Origin of the sequence: Mesorhizobium sp. M0751, from assembly GCF_040320265.1 — a bacterium.
Classification (GTDB): Bacteria; Pseudomonadota; Alphaproteobacteria; order Rhizobiales; family Rhizobiaceae; genus Mesorhizobium.
In genome coordinates, this window is the sequence record NZ_JAMYPH010000008.1 from 138,057 (window position 1) to 157,478 (window position 19,422).

General features: G+C 62.9%; 22 protein-coding genes and 1 pseudogene. 15 read left to right on the forward strand and 8 right to left on the reverse strand.

What is annotated here, in order from left to right; genetic code table 11:
* Window positions 1-35: 35 nt before the first annotated feature.
* Genes trpA through NKI19_RS15150 form a run of 3 tightly spaced genes read right to left on the reverse strand, consistent with a single transcriptional unit; the run spans window position 36 to window position 2,821 of the window.
* Entirely contained in the window at window positions 36-875 is an 840-nt protein-coding gene (gene trpA / locus NKI19_RS15140; RefSeq protein ID WP_352490448.1) for a tryptophan synthase subunit alpha, read from the reverse strand.
* A gap of 2 nt (window positions 876-877) precedes the next feature.
* On the reverse strand, window positions 878-2,128 hold the full coding sequence (gene trpB, locus NKI19_RS15145; RefSeq protein ID WP_352490447.1) for a tryptophan synthase subunit beta: 1,251 nt from the start codon (window positions 2,126-2,128) through the stop codon (window positions 878-880).
* A gap of 33 nt (window positions 2,129-2,161) precedes the next feature.
* On the reverse strand, window positions 2,162-2,821 hold the full coding sequence (locus tag NKI19_RS15150) for a phosphoribosylanthranilate isomerase (RefSeq protein WP_352565682.1): 660 nt from the start codon (window positions 2,819-2,821) through the stop codon (window positions 2,162-2,164).
* A 166-nt stretch (window positions 2,822-2,987) separates the two neighbouring features.
* Here NKI19_RS15150 and NKI19_RS15155 point away from each other — a divergent pair, with 166 nt between their 5' ends.
* Window positions 2,988-3,206: a hypothetical protein gene (locus NKI19_RS15155; RefSeq protein ID WP_352464644.1), complete on the forward strand. Its 219-nt coding sequence runs from the start codon at window positions 2,988-2,990 to the stop codon at window positions 3,204-3,206.
* An 8-nt stretch (window positions 3,207-3,214) separates the two neighbouring features.
* Here NKI19_RS15155 and NKI19_RS15160 read toward each other — a convergent pair whose 3' ends face one another.
* From NKI19_RS15160 to NKI19_RS15175, 4 genes are all read right to left on the reverse strand, one after another.
* Window positions 3,215-3,973, reverse strand: a complete 759-nt coding sequence (locus tag NKI19_RS15160; RefSeq protein WP_352490446.1) for a M48 family metallopeptidase — start codon at window positions 3,971-3,973, stop codon at window positions 3,215-3,217.
* Window positions 3,974-4,070: 97 nt separating this feature from the next.
* On the reverse strand, window positions 4,071-4,541 hold the full coding sequence (locus NKI19_RS15165) for a DUF2852 domain-containing protein (protein ID WP_352490445.1): 471 nt from the start codon (window positions 4,539-4,541) through the stop codon (window positions 4,071-4,073).
* A 116-nt stretch (window positions 4,542-4,657) separates the two neighbouring features.
* The gene (locus NKI19_RS15170) at window positions 4,658-5,800 is read right to left on the reverse strand and encodes a benzoate/H(+) symporter BenE family transporter (protein WP_352490444.1); all 1,143 of its coding nucleotides are present in this window, start codon (window positions 5,798-5,800) and stop codon (window positions 4,658-4,660) included.
* Between the two features lie 4 nt (window positions 5,801-5,804).
* Complete coding sequence (locus NKI19_RS15175) at window positions 5,805-6,575, reverse strand: alpha/beta hydrolase (protein WP_352565674.1); 771 nt, start codon at window positions 6,573-6,575, stop codon at window positions 5,805-5,807.
* Window positions 6,576-6,765: 190 nt separating this feature from the next.
* Here NKI19_RS15175 and NKI19_RS15180 point away from each other — a divergent pair, with 190 nt between their 5' ends.
* The 11 genes from NKI19_RS15180 (at window position 6,766) to NKI19_RS15230 (ending at window position 15,582) form a co-directional block, all read left to right on the forward strand.
* Window positions 6,766-7,041 carry a type II toxin-antitoxin system TacA family antitoxin gene (locus NKI19_RS15180; protein ID WP_352490442.1) on the forward strand — a complete coding sequence of 92 codons (276 nt, stop codon included), beginning with the start codon at window positions 6,766-6,768 and terminating at the stop codon, window positions 7,039-7,041.
* Window positions 7,042-7,088: 47 nt separating this feature from the next.
* A complete protein-coding gene (locus NKI19_RS15185) occupies window positions 7,089-7,550 on the forward strand; it encodes a GNAT family N-acetyltransferase (protein ID WP_502899290.1) in 462 nt (153 codons plus the stop codon).
* 176 nt (window positions 7,551-7,726) lie between these two features.
* Window positions 7,727-8,263: a translation initiation factor IF-3 gene (gene infC / locus NKI19_RS15190; RefSeq protein WP_023677573.1), complete on the forward strand. Its 537-nt coding sequence runs from the start codon at window positions 7,727-7,729 to the stop codon at window positions 8,261-8,263.
* Window positions 8,264-8,490: 227 nt separating this feature from the next.
* On the forward strand, window positions 8,491-9,132 hold the full coding sequence (locus NKI19_RS15195) for a methyltransferase family protein (RefSeq protein WP_352490440.1): 642 nt from the start codon (window positions 8,491-8,493) through the stop codon (window positions 9,130-9,132).
* A 482-nt stretch (window positions 9,133-9,614) separates the two neighbouring features.
* The gene (gene rpmI / locus NKI19_RS15200) at window positions 9,615-9,818 is read left to right on the forward strand and encodes a 50S ribosomal protein L35 (protein ID WP_006201248.1); all 204 of its coding nucleotides are present in this window, start codon (window positions 9,615-9,617) and stop codon (window positions 9,816-9,818) included.
* A 38-nt stretch (window positions 9,819-9,856) separates the two neighbouring features.
* The gene (gene rplT, locus NKI19_RS15205) at window positions 9,857-10,258 is read left to right on the forward strand and encodes a 50S ribosomal protein L20 (RefSeq protein ID WP_006201247.1); all 402 of its coding nucleotides are present in this window, start codon (window positions 9,857-9,859) and stop codon (window positions 10,256-10,258) included.
* Window positions 10,259-10,354: 96 nt separating this feature from the next.
* The gene (pheS, locus tag NKI19_RS15210) at window positions 10,355-11,440 is read left to right on the forward strand and encodes a phenylalanine--tRNA ligase subunit alpha (protein WP_352490439.1); all 1,086 of its coding nucleotides are present in this window, start codon (window positions 10,355-10,357) and stop codon (window positions 11,438-11,440) included.
* 106 nt (window positions 11,441-11,546) lie between these two features.
* A complete protein-coding gene (gene pheT / locus NKI19_RS15215; protein WP_352951162.1) occupies window positions 11,547-13,955 on the forward strand; it encodes a phenylalanine--tRNA ligase subunit beta in 2,409 nt (802 codons plus the stop codon).
* A 10-nt stretch (window positions 13,956-13,965) separates the two neighbouring features.
* Window positions 13,966-14,559 (forward strand): prolyl hydroxylase family protein, encoded by a 594-nt coding sequence (locus tag NKI19_RS15220; RefSeq protein WP_352565676.1) that lies wholly within the window; start codon window positions 13,966-13,968, stop codon window positions 14,557-14,559.
* A gap of 28 nt (window positions 14,560-14,587) precedes the next feature.
* The gene (locus tag NKI19_RS15225) at window positions 14,588-14,932 is read left to right on the forward strand and encodes a hypothetical protein (RefSeq protein ID WP_352490436.1); all 345 of its coding nucleotides are present in this window, start codon (window positions 14,588-14,590) and stop codon (window positions 14,930-14,932) included.
* Window positions 14,933-14,979: 47 nt separating this feature from the next.
* Entirely contained in the window at window positions 14,980-15,582 is a 603-nt protein-coding gene (locus tag NKI19_RS15230; RefSeq protein WP_352490435.1) for a nucleotidyltransferase family protein, read from the forward strand.
* Window positions 15,583-15,851: 269 nt separating this feature from the next.
* Here NKI19_RS15230 and NKI19_RS15235 read toward each other — a convergent pair whose 3' ends face one another.
* Complete coding sequence (locus tag NKI19_RS15235; RefSeq protein ID WP_352490434.1) at window positions 15,852-16,847, reverse strand: aldo/keto reductase; 996 nt, start codon at window positions 16,845-16,847, stop codon at window positions 15,852-15,854.
* 105 nt (window positions 16,848-16,952) lie between these two features.
* Here NKI19_RS15235 and NKI19_RS15240 point away from each other — a divergent pair, with 105 nt between their 5' ends.
* From NKI19_RS15240 to NKI19_RS15250, 3 genes and pseudogenes are all read left to right on the forward strand, one after another.
* Window positions 16,953-17,843 (forward strand): LysR family transcriptional regulator, encoded by an 891-nt coding sequence (locus NKI19_RS15240; RefSeq protein WP_352490433.1) that lies wholly within the window; start codon window positions 16,953-16,955, stop codon window positions 17,841-17,843.
* 155 nt (window positions 17,844-17,998) lie between these two features.
* Window positions 17,999-18,575: pseudogene (locus NKI19_RS15245) on the forward strand (cytochrome b).
* A gap of 68 nt (window positions 18,576-18,643) precedes the next feature.
* Window positions 18,644-19,219, forward strand: coding sequence for a YceI family protein (locus tag NKI19_RS15250; RefSeq protein ID WP_352464618.1), 576 nt, complete (start codon window positions 18,644-18,646; stop codon window positions 19,217-19,219).
* Window positions 19,220-19,422: the final 203 nt, after the last annotated feature.

The window sequence follows — 19,422 nt, forward strand, 5'->3', positions numbered from 1 at the left end:
TTCGGCAAAGATCATGGCCAACCAGAAGATCAAGATTATTCGGCGGCAGCAAGGCGAGCCGCGCGAACCCCTTGCGAAAGCCCGCTGACCAGCGTGGCGACGGCCTCGGCCGGATCGGCGGTCTTTTCGCCCCTCGGCCCGAGCACGTTGGCGACGGCATTGACGATTGCGGTGCCGACGACGACGCCGTCGGCCGACGCACCGATGATGCGCGCCTGCTCGGCGGTCTTGACGCCGAAGCCGACGCAGACCGGCAGGTCGGTATGGCTCTTGATGCGCTTGACCGCTGCCGCCACCTTGCCGGTGTCGGCCAGCGCCGAACCGGTGATACCGGTCATCGACACATAATAGACGAAGCCGGAGGTGTTCTGCAGCACCTTGGGCAGGCGCTTGTCGTCGGTGGTCGGCGTCGCCAGCCGGATGAAATTGATGCCGGCCTTGAGTGCCGGGATACAAAGTTCCTCGTCCATCTCAGGCGGCAGGTCGACGACGATCAGCCCGTCTATGCCGCTGGCCAGCGCATCGCTCAGGAAGCGCTCGACGCCGTAGATGTAGATCGGATTGTAATAGCCCATCAAGACGATCGGCGTTTCACTGTCGCCGGCGCGGAATTCCGAGGCCATCTTCAACGTCTTGACCAGGGTCTGGCCGCCCTTCAGCGCCCGCAGGCCGGCCGCCTGGATCGCCGGGCCGTCGGCCATTGGATCGGAAAACGGCATGCCGAGCTCGATGATGTCGCTGCCGGCGCCGGGCAGCGCCTTCATGATCGACAGGGACGTGTCGTAGTCGGGGTCGCCGCCCATGAAATAGGTGACGAGTGCCGGGCGCCCCTCGGCCTTCAGCTTTGCCATGCGGCGGTCGATACGGGTGGCCATGATCAGATCTCCATGCCCAGCATATTGGCCACCGTATGCACGTCCTTGTCGCCGCGGCCGGACAGGTTGACGATGACGATCTGGTCCTTGTCCATATCAGGCACGATCTTCACCGCCTGTGCGATGGCATGGGCCGATTCAAGCGCAGGAATGATGCCCTCGACGCGTGTCGTCAACTGAAACGCCTCCAGCGCCTCGCTGTCGAGGATCGGCACATAGTCGACGCGGCCGGAATCGCGCAGCCACGAGTGCTCCGGCCCGACGCCGGGATAGTCGAGGCCGGCCGAGATCGAGTGGCCGTCCATGATCTGGCCGTCGGCGTTCTGCAGGAGGTAGGTACGGTTGCCGTGCAGCACACCGGGCGCGCCGGCACTCATCGAGGCGCAATGCTCGATGCCGTCGAGGCCGCGGCCGCCGGCTTCGACGCCGATGATGCGCACCTCACTGTCGTCGAGGAAGGGATGGAACAGGCCGATAGCGTTGGAACCGCCGCCGACACAAGCGATGATGGTGTCCGGCAGCCTGCTTTCCTGCTCGAGGATCTGGGCACGCGCCTCGGTGCCGATCACCGACTGGAAGTCGCGCACCAGCTCCGGATAGGGGTGCGGGCCGGCGGCGGTGCCGATCAGGTAATAGGTATCGTCGACATTGGTCACCCAGTCGCGCAGCGCCTCGTTCATGGCGTCCTTCAGCGTGCCGTGGCCGGCGGTCACCGGCCGCACCTCGGCGCCCAGAAGCTTCATGCGAAACACGTTGGGGCTTTGCCGGGCGACATCGGTCGCGCCCATATAGACGATACAGGGAAGCCCGAAGCGCGCCGCCACTGTGGCGGAAGCGACGCCATGCTGGCCGGCACCGGTCTCGGCGATGATCCGCGTCTTGCCCATGCGCTTGGCGAGCAGGATCTGGCCGAGGCAGTTGTTGATCTTGTGCGAGCCGGTGTGGTTCAGGTCCTCGCGCTTGAAATAGACTTTTGCGCCGCCCCCGAGACCCTTAGCCGCGGAAACCTCGCGAAGATGCCGGGTCAGGCCTTCAGCGAAATAGAGCTTCGACGGCCTGCCGGCATAATGCGTCGAGAGATCGGTCAGTTCGGCCTTGAAATCCGGGTCGTTCTTGACTTCGTTCCAGTGCCGTTCCAGCTCGAGGATCAGCGGCATCAGCGTTTCGGCAACGAAACGACCGCCAAAAATGCCGAACATGCCCTGCTCGTCGGGGCCGGTGCGGAAGGAATTCGGTATCGCCGGCTTGTCCATCGCCGATCTCCTGGTCTGTGGTTTTAAGCGTGCTCAGGCGGCGCGGTTGTCGCGTGCTGCCCCGGCGGCCCGGAAAAATTGTTCGATCAGCGCCGGTTCCTTGATGCCCGGCGCGCTCTCCACGCCCGAGGAAACATCTATTCCGGGCGGGTTCGCCAGCCGAAGGGCGTCGCCGATATTGCCGGCATTGAGCCCACCGGAAAGCATGTAATCGACGCCGGCGTCAAGGCCGGCCAGAACGCGCCAATCGAAGGCAAGGCCGTTGCCGCCCGGCAATTCCGAACCCTTAGGCGGCTTGGCGTCGAACAGGAAACGGTCGGCAATGCCGATGAAGGGTTTGACCCGCTCGAGATCGGCAGCCTCGCCGACCGGCAGTGCCTTCATCACCGGCAAGCCGTAGCGCGCCTTCACCTCGGCCACCCGCCCGGGCGTTTCGACGCCGTGAAGCTGCAGCATGTCGGGCTGCATCTTTTTGACGATCTCGTCCAGGAACGCCTCGCTGGCGTCGACCGTCACCGCAACCGCCTTGGCCTTGCCGCGCGCCGCTTCGCGCAGGCGGCCGGCTTCCGCCGGCTCGACATAGCGCGGGCTTTTGGCAAAGAAAATGAAGCCGACATGGCTGGCGCCGCCGGCCAATGCCGCAGCCAGAGCCTTGTCGGTCTTCAACCCGCATATCTTGATGTCGAGCGCCATGGCGCGGGATTGGCACGAAACGGCCAAAGAGTCGAGAAAAAGCATCCTGTTTGCCGCCGGCGCGGAACGCGCTACCTTGCTAATGTAAGAGCGGAACGCGCCACCTTGCTAATATAAGAGCGCAACACGCTACTTGCTCAGGCACAAAGGCGGGAGAACAAAGACCATGCCGGAAAAGACCGTCGCGGAACTCAGGCACAAGCTGGCGCAGGCCCATGAGGTCATCGCTCATTTGATGGACAAGGCCGCTTTCAACGGCGCCGAGGCGCACCGGGCGCTGGCCTATTTCAGCAACGACACCTTCGAACAGGATTTCCTGCCTTGGCCGCGCCATGTCGATGAGGGGTTGCGGCCGGAGGAGTTGAACGCGGCGAATGACGATTGATCGGACAACTACTCGAACGTGATCGCCTGCAGCGCGCCGCCATTGCGCTTGAGCCAGTCCCTGCAGCGCACGGTGTCCGGGCAAAGCTGCTCGCATAATTTCCAGAATTTCGGGCCGTGGTTCATCTCCTTGAGATGCGCCACCTCATGCGCGACGAGGTAGTTTATCACCGGCCGCGGCGCCATCATGATGCGCCAGGAAAACGACAGATTGCCCTCCGACGTGCACGATCCCCAGCGGCTCGACGTATCCTTGAAGCGGATCGCCTTGGCGCGCTTGCCGACCGCAGCACTGTGCTTGGTCACCAGCGCTTCGATCTCGCGCTTGGCTTCGCGCTTGAGGAAATCGGCGATGCGGCGCGGCAGATGCACGCGTTCGCCATGCACGATCATCAGCGGCCCGCGCTCGTCGCGCGACAGCGTGACGGTGCCGCGTTTCGACGGTTCATGGACGATGCGATGCGGCACGCCACGCACCGGTATCTTGATGCCGGGCCGCACCTGCGGCCGATTGGGCACTTTGGCCAGCCTTTGCTCCAGCCAGTCCTGATGGCGGTCGAGGAATTTTTCCACCTCGCCGCGCCGCAGCCCCGGCGGCACGGTGATGCGCAGACCACGGCCGCCGGAATCGATGCGCAGCGTCAGGCGCCGCGCCCGGTCGTTCTCGACGATCTTGAGCGGCAGCGTGCGGCCGGCAACGCAATGCTCGCGCTCCACGACCGGCGTGGGCTTGGGTTTCGTCGGGGTGCGAAAGAAGCCGAAGGACATTCCGGGACGATACGTGATTCGAGGGAAACGACTAGAACAAAAAAGAAACGGCGCCGCTGACGCGACGCCGTTGGATTATTTATCTGCGCACTGGACCTTACTCGTCGAGCAGGCCCGGCGTGCCGCTGGATTTGTTGTTCGTCGTCGATCCGGTCGTGGGCGACGTCGACTTGTTGCGGTTGGCCATGAAGCGGTCGAACTCTTCCTGGTCCTTGGCGCGGCGCAATTCACGGGCATATTCGTCGAACTCGCTCAGCATCTCGTCGAGCTTGCGGCGTTCCTCGGCAAGCCGCTCGAGCTCCTTTTCGCGCCAATCGTCGAAAGCGACGTTGCCGGTGCGGGCGGAGCCATGACCCCAGCGCGCGGCCTTATCGGAACCGCGGCGGCAGCCGGCGAAGATGCCGTCGGTGGCGCGGTTGACGTCACGCTTGAAGCCGTCGAGCCTGTCGCCCCAGATGATGTAGGCGAGCATGGCTAAGCCGAGCGGCCAGAACACCATGAACCCGATCACCATCAACGCGATGGTCGCCGGCGTCCAGGCCGGACGGATCAATGCAGATGTGTTCATTTCTCCCAATCCTTCAGTTGGAGACAGCCAAATCCGGCTGCGTGGAATCGAAATGGGATGGAGAAAACGGCGATTCAAGACAGCAACCGCCAAAACCGGACAAGCGGCTGAAATGATTATCGCTTTTTGACCTTTTCGAGGAAAAGCACGACCAATCCCGCAATCAGCCCCCAGAACGCCGCGCCGACGCCGAACAGCGTCAGCCCCGATGCGGTGACGGCGAAGGTGACGGTGGCGGCCATCCGCTCGTCCTCGTCTTTCAAGGCGATCGACAGCGCATTGGCGAGCGGTGCCATTAGCGCCAGGCCGGCGACCAGCGCGATCAGGCTCTGCGGCAATACGGCGAAGATCGCCACCAGAGATGCGCCGAACAGGGCAAAGACGAGATAGGCCAGCGCGTAGAACGGACCGGTCTTCCAGCGCTCGGCCGGATCGGGATGCACATCAGGCCCGGTGCAGATCGCCGCGGAGATCGCCGCCAGATTGGTGGTCGAGGCGCCGAACGGCGCCGTCAGCAGCGAAAACAGGCCGGTGACGCCGATCAGCGGCCCGGGTTCGGGATGATAGCCGGCTGCCCTCAGCACGGCGAGGCCGGACAAGTTCTGCGAGGCCATAGTGACGAGGTAGAGCGGCAAGGCGAGGCCGATGATCGCGGTGGCGCTGAACTGCGGCATCACCAGCGTCAAGCTCGAAAGTTCCGGTGCCGGCAGACCGCCGACCCGGCCGGTGAGAAAGGCGGCGAGACCGCCGCCGATCAGCACCAGCAGCACCGACAGCGCCGGGTTGAACAGGCGGATGGCGAAGAACGCCGCAACCAGCGGCAGGATCAGCCAGGGGTCGACGGGGACGGTTTTCACCGCATTGATGGCGAAGGTGACGACGATGCCGGCCAGCATTCCGGATGCGACCGAAGCCGGTATTCTGGCGATCAGCTTGGTCAACGGCCTGAACAGGCCTGTGGTGATCAGCAGGACCGCGGTGATGATGAAGGCGCCAACCGCCTCGCCCATCGAAAAGCCGGTCGATGCGGCGATCAGCGCGACGCCTGGCGTCGACCAGGCGGTGATGACCGGCATTTTCGTACGCCACGACAGCCACAGGCTCTCGACCGCCATCGCCAGGCAAAGCGCCGTCACCCAGCTTGCGGTCTCGACCTGCGTTGCGCCGACCGCCTTGGCGGCGGCAATGACGATGGCCAGCGTACCGCCGAAGCCGACGATCGCCGCCACGGAGGCGGACACCGGAATGGAAATGCGCATGTCTCTATCCCGCCTGCCGCACCATCGCGTCCACCGCCCGCACCAGCATGTCGAGATCCTGCGGCCGCGACAGGCGGTGGTCGCCGTCGGGAATGAGCGACAGCGTGACGTCGTCGGCAGGCAGCAGGCTGACCAGCTTCAGCGCATGGCTCGACGGCACGTCAGAATCGGCCAGCCCTTGCAGGATATGGACCGGGCAGTGCGTGTCGATCGGCCCGGTCATCACCCGGTTGTTGCGGCCGTCCTCGATCAGAGCGCGCGTGTAGATGTAAGGCTCGGCTGAATAATCCGACGGCTCTTCGAAAAAGCCTTTTTTCCTGAGGTCGCGCTTTTGCGCTCCGGTCAGCACCGGCTCCACCAGGTCGAACGTGAAATCGGGCGCCGGCGCCAGCAGCACAAGGCCGGCGACACTGTTCTCGCCCGACTTGCGCAACTCCTGCACCATCCGCAGCGCGACCCACGCGCCCATCGACGAGCCGACCACGATTTGCCTGCCCTGGGTGAAGCGGTGGAAAACCGCCAGGCTCTCGCCCAGCCATTTCGAGATGGTGCCCTCGGCAAAGGCGCCACTCGATTCGCCATGGCCGGAATAATCGTGGCGCAGAAAGGCGCGGCCTTCTTTGCGCGTCCATTCCGACAGGGTTTCGGCCTTGGTGCCCAGCATGTCGGATTTGTAGCCGCCAAGCCAGACGATGCCGGGCTCGGCACCTGCCGCATGCCTGACGGCGATGCTCGTCCCGTCGACGTCCAGGAAGATCGGGGTGGTGGCGCTCATGCTATATTCCCTCACGCCGGTCTTTTGGCACAGCAAGGCATTCAACGAAAAGTGCTCTGCGGTGTCTTTAGCTTGGTGCAACGGCGCTGATTTGCCTTCGCGTTCCCATTGACACGGTGTCGCTTGCTTAATGTATTGCGTATCGCGTTACAGAGCCCTATATGTCTTTGACCGTCCAGGAAGCCGCGCAATGTCCGCCCTGTCACCGAGAAAAGAGACGCCCGTATCGATGCGGTTCCGCAACGATGATCTTGCGATCATAGATCGTGGCGCAGACCTGCTTGGCCTTTCGAGAACGGAATTCATGCGACGCGCAGCAATTCAGGAGGCGCAAACCGCCATCCTGAACGAAACCGTCATCCGACTCTCCCCAGACGCTTTTCAGGACTTCGTGCAGGCGATCAGTGCGCCGCCTGCTCCCATTCCACCCAAGGTCGCCGAGCGCCTGCGACGCAAGAGCAGCTGAATCGGGTGGCGCTGTCTGGTGTCGAACTCCTCTCGGACAGACATCGCTTGGAAGGGTTCGAATGCGGCAAGCCCGCACTTGACCATTGGCTGGCGAACTTCGCCCGTTCGAATCACGCGCGTGGCTTTACGCTGGTCCTTGTAGTTCACGATGCTGGTCAGGTGATCGGCTACTACGGCTTGGCTCCGACTGTGATCGAGCCCAATACCGCTCCACGTGCCATCCGAACGAGGCGCCCGCCGGATCCAATTCCCTGTTTGCTAATCGGCCAGCTGGCTGTAGACCGCCGCTATGCCGGCCGGGGGATAGGCTCGGCGCTTGTGAAGGACGCCTTGCAACGGTGTATCGCCGGCGCGGCTATCGTCGCAGGCCGCGCCGTCATTGTGCGCGCCATTGATCGTGAGGCCGAGACATTCTGGCAAAGCTGGGGATTCATCCCGGCGCGCGATAACCCTTCGGTTCTGATGCGCTCGCTTGACGATATCCGAGCCTGGCTCTCCGGCTACTGACCATCGTTCATGCGTAGCTCGGTTTGTTTGCCGCTTTGGGTTTTGCTCTTCTCATCGAGCAGGTGATTTCCTGAGAATGCTGTGCTATTGACTCCGACCGCGCGCTCACCACATTGCGCGTTCGCAATTCTGAACTGAAGAACCCCTTAACGAAACGGCTCAAGGAGACCACGACCATTCGCAGACCTTTCAAAGCAGCGGCGCCCACCAAGGAAGGCCCGCGCTCCAACCGTGATATCCGGGTTCCCCGGGTCCAGCTAATCGACGCCGAAGGCCAGAACCGCGGCGATGTCTCCATCAACGACGCATTGCTGCTCGCCGAAGAGGCTGGGCTCGATCTGGTCGAGATATCGCCCAATGCAGTGCCGCCCGTCGTAAAGATCCTCGATCTCGGCAAGCTGAAATACGCCAACCAGAAGAAGGCGGCCGAAGCGCGCAAGAACCAGAAGGTCATCGAGATCAAGGAGATCAAGATGCGCCCGAACATCGACAGCCACGACTACGAGACCAAGATGAAGGCCGTCCGGCGCTTTTTCGAGGAAGGCGACAAGGTCAAGCTGACGCTGCGCTTCCGCGGTCGCGAGATGGCGCATATGGAACTCGGCATGCAGCTTCTGAACAAGGTTCGCGAGGAAGTGGCGCCCATCGCCAAGGTCGAAGCCGAACCGAAACTCGAAGGCCGCCAGATGATGATGGTGCTGGCGCCCCGCTAAGCGCGTTGCGCTTTAGTTCTGTTTTGTGGATGTCGTTGTCCCAAAACCGCTGCGCACCCTCGGGTCAAGCCCGTGGGCAGGCTTTTTGGGCGACGTGCATAAAATCCGCCTGAATCATGTTGCAAGGCGTCCCGGCGATCGGCGGGGCGCCTGTTTTCTTGGCCAGACGCTGCGATCGCCGGCGAGAGCAAAGACGCTCTGGTTCCCTCGACGATCGGATTCCCGACATGGTCAATGACGTCAAGCATTCGGAAGCCAAATATGGGCTGGGCAGCTACCAGCACACACGCAGGATGGTGCTTGGCGTCGTCGTCGTCGTCCTGTTCGCGATACTTTTGTTCGGGCAGTCGGTTTTTCCGCCCGATACGCCTGTGCATGAAACGATCGAAATGGTCGGCGTCGTGCTGATCTTTCTCGGCATCGTCGGGCGCTTGTGGTCGACGCTCTATATTGGCGGACGCAAATCTTCCGAAGTGGTGACCGGCGGACCTTATTCGATCACCCGCAACCCGCTCTATGTCTTCTCAACTTTAGCTGCCGCCGGTGTCGGCGCACAGATCGGCTCCTTCACCGCCACGATCGGCTTTGGAGCGCTCTGCGCGGGTGCCTTTTACATCGTTATCCTGCGCGAGGAGAAATTCCTCAAGGAGGTTCTCGGCGCGCCATACCAGGCCTACCTGGCGAAAGTGCCGCGCTTTTTTCCGAAGCTGTCGCTGTATCAGGAAGGCGACACCGGCGGCTTCAAGCCGCGCCTGCTGCGAACCACGCTGCTGGACGGTCTGGTCTTCCTGGTTGCCTTGCCGGCTTTCGAACTGATCGACGGCGCCCAGCAGTCCGGCATATTGCCGGTGCTGTTCCGTTTCCCCTGATCCCTGCCCGACGAATGAAAGAGTGCTGCACCTCAGAGCAATCGCTTCAGCAAAAAAATGTCCTGATTATCGATGTCGGTGCCGCCCCTCATTGCCCTGCCGGGCATTTCTCCCCGTATAGTAACGGGGAGAAAGGGCTGGCGCGGGCTTTTTGGCCCTTTTCTGCAACGCTGGTGATTGGCGAAATCATCGACGAGAGCGCCCCTCTCCCCGTCACTAAACGGGGAGAGGATGCCGGCAGGCAGGTGAGGGGCAGCGCCAACGGAACAGGTCCGGGGCGCGGACTGCACTCAACCCGAAGCGACCGCCCTGCGTCACATTCCCATGGGTGTTGCGCGCGCCCCCGCTTTGACGTATAGGACCGCCGTTCCCAAAAAACCGCCCGGCAGGGCATGCCGTGGCGGTTTCATTTGCTTTTCGGGCTTTGGTCGGCCTGAAGCGAACAAAAAGCGCGTTGGTGCGCATATAAACGGAGTAGCAAAATGCCCAAGATGAAGACCAAATCGGCCGCCAAGAAGCGGTTCAAGATCACAGGTACGGGTAAAGTTCTGTCGGCTGCGGCCGGCAAGCGTCACGGCATGATCAAGCGTTCCAACAAGTTCATTCGAAATGCCCGCGGCACGATGGTTCTGGCTGAACCGGATGGCAAGAAGGTCATCAAGAATTTTCTGCCGAACGGCCTCTAGGGCATTCGGTCTGGACAGCGTTTTAAGGAGATCATGACATGGCACGCGTAAAGAGAGGCGTCACCTCGCACGCCAAGCACAAGAAGGTCCTGAAAGCCGCCAAGGGTTTTTATGGCCGTCGCAAGAACACCATCCGCATCGCCAAGCAGGCGGTGGAAAAGTCGCTGCAGTACGCCTATCGCGACCGCAAGAACCGCAAGCGTTCGTTCCGCGCGCTGTGGATCCAGCGCATCAATGCGGCGACGCATGAGCATGGCCTGACCTACGGCCGCTTCATCGACGGTCTCAACAAGGCCGGCATCGAGATCGACCGCAAGATCCTGTCGGACATGGCCATCCACGAGCCGCAGGCCTTCGCGGCCCTTGTGGCCAAGGCCAAGGTTGCGCTCGAATACCTGAAGAATACCACGCCGAATGCTTTTGAAAGCGCTGTCGCTTAAGACCAGCGCTTCCCAAGCTATTCGACACTTGATTTGGGAAACCCGCGCTGGCAGGGCTGGCGCGGGTTTTTCTTTGCTTCCAATCGGATCTGGAACATGAGTGACATGGAAACTCTCGAAAATTCCCTGATGGCCGAAATTGCCTCGGCCGCCGACGAGCAGGCGATCGAGGCGGTGCGTGTCTCGGCCCTCGGCAAGAAGGGCTCGGTTTCCGAGATGCTGAAGACGCTCGGCTCGATGAGCGCGGAGGAGCGACAGGTCAAAGGCCCGGCAATCAACGGCCTCAAGAACCGCGTCACCGAGGCGCTTTCGGCGCGCCGCGCCGAGCTGAAAGATGTGGCGATCACGGCACGGCTTGCCGCCGAGAAGGTCGACGTCAGCTTGCCGGTCAGGCAATCGCCGGCCGAGCGCGGCCGCATCCATCCGATCAGCCAGGTCATCGACGAGATCGCGGCGATCTTCGGCGATCTCGGCTTTGCCATCGCCGAAGGTCCGGACATCGAGACCGACTATTACAATTTCACCTCGCTGAACTTCCCGGAAGGCCACCCGGCGCGCGAGATGCACGACACCTTCTTCTTCCAGCCGGACGCGCAGGGCGAACGCAAGCTTTTGCGCACCCACACCTCGCCGGTGCAGATCCGCACCATGGAGATGCAGAAGCCGCCGATCCGCATCGTCATTCCTGGCAAGACCTACCGGCAGGATTCCGATGCCACCCACTCGCCGATGTTCCATCAGGTCGAGGGATTGGTGATCGACAAATCGGCTAATGTCGCCAACATGAAATGGGTGCTGGAGGAGTTCTGCAAGGCCTTCTTCGAGGTGCCGAGCGTCAAGATGCGCTTCCGGCCGTCCTTCTTCCCGTTCACCGAGCCCAGCCTCGAGGTCGACATCCAGTGCGACCGTTCGCGGCCCGGCGAGGTGCGCTTCGGCGAGGGCTCGGACTGGATGGAAATCCTCGGCAGCGGCATGGTCCACCCCAATGTGCTCCGTTACGGCGGCCTCGATCCCGACGAATACCAGGGCTTTGCCTGGGGCATGGGCATCGACCGCATCGCCATGCTGAAATACGGCATGCCGGATCTGCGCGCCTTCTTCGACGCCGATGTCCGCTGGCTGTCGCATTACGGTTTTAGGCCGCTCGACATGCCGACGCTGTTCGGGGGCTTGAGCGCGTGACGAGCGGGCCGCAGCAAATCTCCGGGCAACTCGCCTTCCTGCACATGTCCGACGCGCGGCCGCATAGCTTCAAGTGCAGCGTGCCCAGACCAGACGGAACACAGTCATGAAACTCACCCTCTCCTGGCTCAAGGATCACCTCGAGACCGACGCTTCGCTGGCCGAAATCGTCGAGCGTCTCACCTCTATCGGCCTCGAGGTCGAGCATGTCGACGACCGGGCGAGCCTGGCCCCCTTCGTCATCGCCAAGGTGGTGACGGCGGTGCAGCACCCAGACGCCGACCGGCTGCGCGTGCTGACCGTCGACACAGGCGACGGCAAGCCGCCTGTGCAGGTTGTGTGTGGAGCGCCGAACGCCCGCGCCGGACTGATCGGCGCCTTTGCAGCACCGGGCACCTATATCCCCGGCATCGACGTGACGCTGACCGTCGGCAAGATCCGCGGCGTTGAAAGCCACGGCATGATGTGCTCCGAGCGCGAGCTCGAACTGTCCGAGGAGCATGACGGCATCATAGACCTGCCGGCCGATGCGCCGGTCGGCACCAGTTTCGCCGCCTATGCCCATCTCGACGATCCGGTGATCGAGATCAATCTGACGCCGAACCGGCCGGATGCCACCAGTGTCCATGGCATCGCCCGCGATCTGGCGGCGAGCGGGCTCGGCACGCTGAAGAGCGCGCCGATAGAGCCGATCCCCGGCAAGGGCGAGACGCCGGTAAAGGTGACGATCGAAGCGCCGGAGCTCTGTCCCGGCTTTGCGCTGCGCCTGGTGCGCGGCGTCAAGAACGGACCGTCGCCGAAATGGCTGCAGCAAAGGCTTCTCGCCATCGGCTTGAGGCCGATCAGCGCGCTCGTCGACATCACCAATTACGTCACCTTCGACCGCGGCCGGCCGCTGCATGTTTTTGACGCTGCGAAGGTCACCGGCAATCTCGCCGTGCGCCGGGCGCGTGACGGCGAAAAGGTGCTGGCGCTCGACGGCCGCGAATACACGCTGACGCCGGAGATGTGCGTGATCGCCGATCAGGACGGCATCGAATCGATTGCCGGCATCATGGGCGGCGAGCATTCCGGCTGCGACGAGAACACCATCGACGTGCTGATCGAGTCCGCGCTTTGGGACCCGATCGCCACCGCCCGCACCGGCCGCACGCTCGGCATCATCACCGATGCACGCTATCGGTTCGAGCGCGGCGTCGACCCGGAAATGATGGTTCCCGGCCTGGAGCTGGCGACGAAGCTGGTGCTCGATTTCTGCGGTGGCACACCGGCGCAAACCGAGGTCGTCGGCTATGCCGGCCATCGGCCGAAGATCGTCTCGTTCCCATTGTCGGAAGTGAAGCGGCTGACCGGTATCGAAGTGCCGCGCTCGACGAGCCTCGACATTCTAGCCCGCCTCGGCTTCAAGCCGGAGGGCGCCGGCGACGTCGTCAATGTGGTGGTCCGGTCCTGGCGGCCGGATGTCGACGGCAAGGCCGACCTGGTCGAGGAGGTCATGCGCATCCACGGCGTCGACAACATCGCGCCCCAGCCGCTTGGTTCACACGATGCGGTCAACGCCAAGATCCTGACTGTGCTGCAGATCCGCACCCGCGCCGCCAAGCGGGCGCTTGCCGTGCGCGGCATGATGGAGGCCGTCACCTGGTCGTTCATTCCGGCAAAACACGCCGAATTGTTCGGCGGCGGCCAGCAGGCGCTGAAGCTTGCCAACCCGATCGCCGCCGATATGTCGGACATGCGGCCGTCGCTGCTGCCGGGGCTGATTGCGGCCGCGCAGCGTAATGCCGACAAGGGCATCGGCGATGTTGCGCTGTTCGAAGTGTCAGGCACTTACGAGGGCGACGGCGCCGACCAGCAGCGGCGCGTTGCCGCCGGCGTGCGGCGCGGCACCGCCAAGCTCGAGGGCTCCGGCCGCCATTGGGCCGGCAATGCCGGCGCCGTGGGCGTCTTCGACGCCAAGGCCGACGCGATCGCCGCACTCGAAGCCTGCGGCGCGCCGGTCGAGCGGCTGCAGATCGAGGCCGGCGGCCCGGCCTGGTATCATCCCGGCCGCTCCGGCACGATCAAGCTTGGGCCGAAGGTCGTGCTTGGCACATTCGGCGAATTCCACCCGAAGACGCTGGAAGGGCTTGACGTCTCCGGCCCGCTCTGCGGCTTCGAAGTGTTCATCGATGCCGTGCCCGAGCCGAAGGCCAAGCCGACGCGGACAAAGCCGAGGCTCGATCTGTCCGCCTTCCAGGCGGTCAAGCGCGATTTCGCCTTCGTCGTCGACAAGGCGGTCGAAGCCGGCACACTCGTTCGCGCCGCCCTTGCCGCCGACAGGAAGTTGATTTCCGGGGTCTCGGTGTTCGACGTTTTCGAAGGTGCCGCACTTGGGGCGGCGAAGAAATCGATCGCCATCGAGGTGTCGATCCAGCCGGTCGAAAAGACGCTGACCGACGAGGATTTCGAGGCGCTGGCCAAGCGCATCGTCGAGAATGTCGGCAAGCAGACCGGCGGTGTGCTCAGAACCTAGAACGGGTGCGATGATGGTTCACACCAGCAAACTCTCCATCACCTGGCTGGCAACTCACATCGAGACGATCGACGGCTTCCTGGATGACCAGGAATGCGCCGATCTGATCGCTGACAGTGAACGGCGCGGTTTCGAGGCGGCCAAGGTGAACAGCTCCGGCGGCGCCACCGTCCTGAAGGAGCTTCGCAATAACGACCGGGTTGTCTTCGATGACGAGGACCTTGCGGATTTGCTCTTCGCACGGGCGCGGCCTCTGCTCTATCGTGGTCTCGGCGACTGGCGCTTGACCGGGCTGAATGAGCGTTTCCGTTTCTATCGCTATGGGCCGGGCCAGAAGTTCGATTGGCACCATGACGGCTATTTCGAGCGCCACGCCTTGGAGCGCAGTCAGTTCACGTTCATGATTTATCTATCGGATGGATTTGAAGGGGGAGGAACCTCGTTTCGCGGCGAGATGCCGGGCTATGCCGGTAGCAGTCTTCTGGTGAAGCCGAACAAAGGAATGGCACTAGCGTTCTACCATCCGATCGAGCATCGCGGCGACGAGGTGCTGTCGGGACGCAAGTACGTCATCCGAACGGACGTGATGTACAAGCGCCAATGAAACGCTGTCCGTTCTGCCGCTGAGCTAGATGCACCTGACTCCGCTGGAAGTGTTTTTCGTCCAGGAGTTCTGCCGTTCCACCGGCATTTCTCCTGACATGATGAGTGGGCTGAAAGTCAAAGAACGCAGCCGCGATCCTGTAGGATTCATGACCAGAGTCACTGCCTCATCGGTTGCTCCGGAATTGCGATGTGAGAGTCGGGTGTTCAGTTCGCCCAAAGTAGCGCATGTCGGCCCCGACTGGCTTCCTTGCGGCATGGTTTTGTTCTTCGACAAGGTTACAGGAAGGCTCGCCGCCATCGAGGGCTTTGCATATGGCGAAGAGTGGCCTTCAAACGAAGAACCGTTCTTCTGGGCAGAGCCTGACGAATAATGAACTGATGGATTGCGCAGGCATCGCGAATCGCCTTCCAAGAGCCGATGGACCATCTGCGCTATTCCGGGCTCTCCTTCGAAACTCAGCGCACGGCGTTTCTCGACATCGTCTCGAAAGACGCCCTGATCCATGAAGCGCTGGTTCGCGCACGCGGTCTCGAACTCCCCGACTGGCTGGTCGTGTCCGGCGCGCTTTACAACAGCGCATGGAACCATCTGACCGGAAAGCCTTCGGGGTACGGCATCCGGGATGTCGACCTGTTCTATTTTGACGAGAGCGATCTGTCCTACGAGGCCGAGGACAGGGTGATCGCCCGCGCCGCGCCGGCCTTCGCCGATCTGCCCCGGCCGGTCGAGATCCGCAACCAGGCGCGGGTGCATCTGTGGTATCCGGTCAAGTTCGGGCAGGAATGCCCGCGTTATACGAGCGCTAGCGAAGCGCTCAGCTATTTTGCGTCGAAGACGCATGCAGTCGGCGTACGCTACGATGCCGAGGGGCGCCTCGATCTGGTGGCACCATTCGGACTCGACGACATTTTTTCATTTCGCATCACGCCGAATAGGGTGCTGGATAATCAGCGGACGCATGAGATGAAGGGCAGGCGGGCACAGGAGAACTGGCCGGAGATCAGTGTCGTGCCTTGGTAGAATGTCGGCGCGAGGCACCCCCCTCTGCCCTGCCGGGCATCTCCCCCGCAAGGGGGGAGATTGGGCAGTTCCAGCGCCCTGCCCGCCCTCCCGGCGCCGGTGATTGGCGAAAGCCGAGGCGACATCCGATCTCCCCCCTTGAGGGGGAGATGTCCGGCAGGACAGAGGGGGGTGCCTCGCGCCAATTTCTCGCAATTATTTTGCACCGCTGCGGCGCTCGAAAACCGGGCGCCGAATCGCCTCGTTTCGATTGCGCTGTCGGTTACCGTTCACCCATTGACCAACGCCAGCAGCTCTTCAGTATAGCGCTTGCCGACCACCTTCTCCGGCGACAGGGCGTCGCCAATAGATGCCACTTCGGCCTGGCTCAGCACGATATCGGCTGCCGCCGTATTCTGCTCCAGATGGCGGATTTTTCGCGCACCAGGGATCGGCACAATGAAGTCGCCCTGATGCAGCACCCAGGCGAGCGCCAGCTGCGCCGGCGTCACGCCCTTCTCGGCGGCCATCTTTTCCAGCACGGCGACGACCGCCGCATTGGCCGCCATGGCGTCGGCCTGGAAGCGCGGCAACCCGCGGCGCCAGTCGTCGGCGCCGAGAACATCGGGCTTGGCGATCGTGCCGGTGAGCAGGCCGCGGCCGAGCGGGCTATAGGGGACAAAGCCGATGCCGAGCTCGCGGCAGACGGCAAACACTTCTTCTTCCGGATCGCGGGTCCACAGCGAATACTCGCTCTGCACGGCGGCGATCGGATGCACGGCATGCGCCCGGCGGATGGTAGCCGCACTCGCCTCCGACAGGCCGAGCGCCCGCACCTTGCCCTCGCGCACCAGCTCGGCCATGGCGCCGACCGTATCCTCGATCGGCACGTTGGGGTCGACGCGGTGCTGATAGTAGAGGTCGATCACTTCGGTATCCAGCCGCTTCAGCGACGCTTCGGCCACGGCCTTGACATGCTCCGGGCGGCTATCGACACCGGCCATGCGCTCCATGCCGCTGCCTTCTTCGAGGATCTTGAAGCCGAATTTGGTTGCGATCGTCACCTTGTCACGCACCGGCTTCAGCGCCTTGCCGACCAGGATCTCGTTCTCGTAGGGGCCATAGACTTCGGCCGTGTCGAAGAAGTTGACGCCGATGTCGACGGCATGGCGCAGCGTGGCGATCGCGTCTGCCTCCGGCTGGCCGCCATAGGCAAAGCTCATCCCCATGCAGCCGAGGCCGACCGGGTAGACGTCGAGTTCATTGCCAAGCTTGCGGGTTTGCATCACCTGTCTCCTTGTTGTGATGGTTGTGATGCCGCAGAGATAGCGTCTTGCGCTGCGTTCGATAATCGGCTCCCATTTGCACGGGCTGTTCCAAGAAATAGATCAATGAAGCGAACCTATCTTTCACAGCTTGCGGTACTGGCAACGGTCGCCCAATGCGGCAGTTTTCGCGGCGCCGCCAAGGAGCTGGCAATCGCGCCATCGGCGGTCAGCCACGCGGTGTCCAGCCTCGAAGCCCGCCTCGGCGTTCGCCTGCTGGCACGCAGCACGCGCAGCGTCGCGCCGACCGAGGAGGGCGCGCAATTGCTCGAGCGCCTCAGGCCGGCGCTGTCGGAGATCGACCTGGCGCTGGAATCGGCGATCGAGGCGCGCGACCGGCCGGCCGGCAATCTGAGGCTCAACGTGCCGCGCACCGCGGCCCATCTGACGCTGACGCCTCGACTCGGCGCCTTTGCCGCGGCCTATCCGGACATCGTGCTGGAGATCGTCATCGAGGACCGCTTCACCGATGTCGTCGAAGGCGGCTTCGACGCCGGCGTGCGGCTGGGCGAGAGCCTGCAGCGCGACATGATCGCCGTGCGTATCGGGCCGAACCTCCGCGGCGCCGTGGTCGGCGCGCCATCCTATTTCGAGACCAGGCCCAGGCCGATCCATCCGCACGATCTTGCCGGCCACCGCTGCATCCGTTTCCGCTTCTCCAGCGGCATTCTCTACCGCTGGGAATTCGAGAAAAACGGCGAAGAGATCGAGATAGCGGTGCAAGGGCCGCTGATCCTCGACGAGGACCATCTGATTGCCAATGCCGCGGTTGACGGCGCCGGGCTCGCCTTCGTGTTCGAGGACTATGTCCGCGACGCGCTCGCCGCCGGGAAGCTCGTTCGCGTACTGGAGGACTGGTGCCCGCCCTTCGACGGCTTCTTCGTCTATTACCCCAGCCGCCGCCAGATGCGGCCGGCACTCAGGGCCTTTGCCGATTTCTTCGGGGTGAGTACATAGGGGCACCGTCGGAACGGCGGCGGGCAATCTCTTCAGGCTGAATGCTCATCTCACGGCCGTTGCGGCGCCGGCGCCGGCAATTATTCGTCTCCAAACACAAGTGGAACCGCCTTTCTGGCCTGGAAGAAACCCGACCTGGCATTCGTTCACCGACCATGTCTGCACTGCCCAAAAACCAAACGGCCGGCTACGGCTGGACGGCGATCATCCTTCACTGGCTGATCGCGGCGATCTTTATCGGCCAGTTCGTGCTCGGCTTCGTCATGGTGCGGCTGTCCAGCCAGCGCACCGCATTCGAACTGATCCAGCTGCATAAATCCTTCGGCTTCCTGCTGCTTGGGCTGGTCATCCTGCGCATCGCCTGGCGCCTAGGCAGACCGGCCCCGCCGCTGCCGCGCTCGGTCGGGCCGTTCGAGCGCCGGATGGCGCCGCTGGTCCATCTCGCGCTTTATGCGTTTCAGCTCGCTCTGCCGTTGTCCGGCTGGGCGCTGGTCTCGGTCTCGGTGCTGGAGATCCCGAGCGTGCCGTTCAATCTGTTTGTCATGCAATCTGCCGCTTGGCGTATCGGACATGGCAGAAAGCTTCTGGGCAGCGACGCACTGGTATCTCGCCTATGCCGGCATCGGACTTGTCGCTTTGCATCTCGCCGCGGCGCTGCGCCACCATTTCTGGCTGAGGGATACCGTGCTGACGCGCATGATCACGGCTTCGTCAGATCGCGACACGGAATAGAGCGGACGGCTCATTCGTTGATGGGGCGAGGACGCAAGAAAGCGTTGCCTACCAAGAGGACCATTTCCATGTACGCGCGCATCTTCGGATTTGCGGCCGCCGCCGCTTGTTTTGCCATACCTGTCTTCGCTGCCGTTGCCCTTGGCGACGCGGCCGGCAGCTACACGATCAGCCCGGGGAGTTCCAGCATCCACTTCTCCATCGGCAAGCTCGGCGGCGGGGGCCTCGACGGCGCTTTCTCCCGCTTCAAGGGCAGTATCCTCATTGACAACAGCGATGTCGGCCGGTCCCAGGTCAATTTCACCATCTTTCCCGAAAGCGTCGGTACCGGCCAAAGCCGCATCGATGCCTTTCTCCGCTCGGACGCGGTTTTCGACGCGGCCAACAACCCGGAGATCCAGTTCCGCTCGACCAGCGTCAAACGCACCGGCGACACGTCGGCGCTTGTCACCGGCCGGCTGACGGCGCGCGGCAAGACCTTTCAGGAAAAGTTCACGGCCGAGCTTGGCGGCCTCAAGGCGGGCACGATAAAATTCCACGTCACCGGCAAGGTGCTGCGGTCGCGCTACGGCATGGATGTCGGCACACCGATCTATTCTAACGTCGTCGACTTCGACATGACGCTGACGGGTAGAAGGGGATAGTTTCATCTTCGCGATTGGCAGAGACACGTCTCGCATCGTCATCCTGGGGCGGAGCAAGGAGCGAAGCGACGCGGCGCAGACCCCAGGATCCATGCCGTAACGTCAAGGCGTTGCAGCGGTTCAGAATTCTGTTTCGTCGCATTCCTCGGCGACTGTCATGGCATGGATCGTCAGGTCAAGCCCGAGGATGACGAAGGCGCTGA

Coding starts and splice junctions, on each gene's coding strand:
- trpA (WP_352490448.1), bottom strand. CDS start 875: ATGGCCACCCGTATCGACCGCCGCATGGCAAAGCTGAAGGCCGAGGGG.
- trpB (WP_352490447.1), bottom strand. CDS start 2,128: ATGGACAAGCCGGCGATACCGAATTCCTTCCGCACCGGCCCCGACGAG.
- NKI19_RS15150 (WP_352565682.1), bottom strand. CDS start 2,821: ATGGCGCTCGACATCAAGATATGCGGGTTGAAGACCGACAAGGCTCTG.
- NKI19_RS15155 (WP_352464644.1), top strand. CDS start 2,988: ATGCCGGAAAAGACCGTCGCGGAACTCAGGCACAAGCTGGCGCAGGCC.
- NKI19_RS15160 (WP_352490446.1), bottom strand. CDS start 3,973: ATGTCCTTCGGCTTCTTTCGCACCCCGACGAAACCCAAGCCCACGCCG.
- NKI19_RS15165 (WP_352490445.1), bottom strand. CDS start 4,541: ATGAACACATCTGCATTGATCCGTCCGGCCTGGACGCCGGCGACCATC.
- NKI19_RS15170 (WP_352490444.1), bottom strand. CDS start 5,800: ATGCGCATTTCCATTCCGGTGTCCGCCTCCGTGGCGGCGATCGTCGGC.
- NKI19_RS15175 (WP_352565674.1), bottom strand. CDS start 6,575: ATGAGCGCCACCACCCCGATCTTCCTGGACGTCGACGGGACGAGCATC.
- NKI19_RS15180 (WP_352490442.1), top strand. CDS start 6,766: ATGTCCGCCCTGTCACCGAGAAAAGAGACGCCCGTATCGATGCGGTTC.
- NKI19_RS15195 (WP_352490440.1), top strand. CDS start 8,491: ATGGTCAATGACGTCAAGCATTCGGAAGCCAAATATGGGCTGGGCAGC.
- rpmI (WP_006201248.1), top strand. CDS start 9,615: ATGCCCAAGATGAAGACCAAATCGGCCGCCAAGAAGCGGTTCAAGATC.
- rplT (WP_006201247.1), top strand. CDS start 9,857: ATGGCACGCGTAAAGAGAGGCGTCACCTCGCACGCCAAGCACAAGAAG.
- pheS (WP_352490439.1), top strand. CDS start 10,355: ATGAGTGACATGGAAACTCTCGAAAATTCCCTGATGGCCGAAATTGCC.
- pheT (WP_352951162.1), top strand. CDS start 11,547: ATGAAACTCACCCTCTCCTGGCTCAAGGATCACCTCGAGACCGACGCT.
- NKI19_RS15220 (WP_352565676.1), top strand. CDS start 13,966: ATGATGGTTCACACCAGCAAACTCTCCATCACCTGGCTGGCAACTCAC.
- NKI19_RS15225 (WP_352490436.1), top strand. CDS start 14,588: ATGCACCTGACTCCGCTGGAAGTGTTTTTCGTCCAGGAGTTCTGCCGT.
- NKI19_RS15230 (WP_352490435.1), top strand. CDS start 14,980: ATGGACCATCTGCGCTATTCCGGGCTCTCCTTCGAAACTCAGCGCACG.
- NKI19_RS15235 (WP_352490434.1), bottom strand. CDS start 16,847: ATGCAAACCCGCAAGCTTGGCAATGAACTCGACGTCTACCCGGTCGGC.
- NKI19_RS15240 (WP_352490433.1), top strand. CDS start 16,953: ATGAAGCGAACCTATCTTTCACAGCTTGCGGTACTGGCAACGGTCGCC.
- NKI19_RS15250 (WP_352464618.1), top strand. CDS start 18,644: ATGTACGCGCGCATCTTCGGATTTGCGGCCGCCGCCGCTTGTTTTGCC.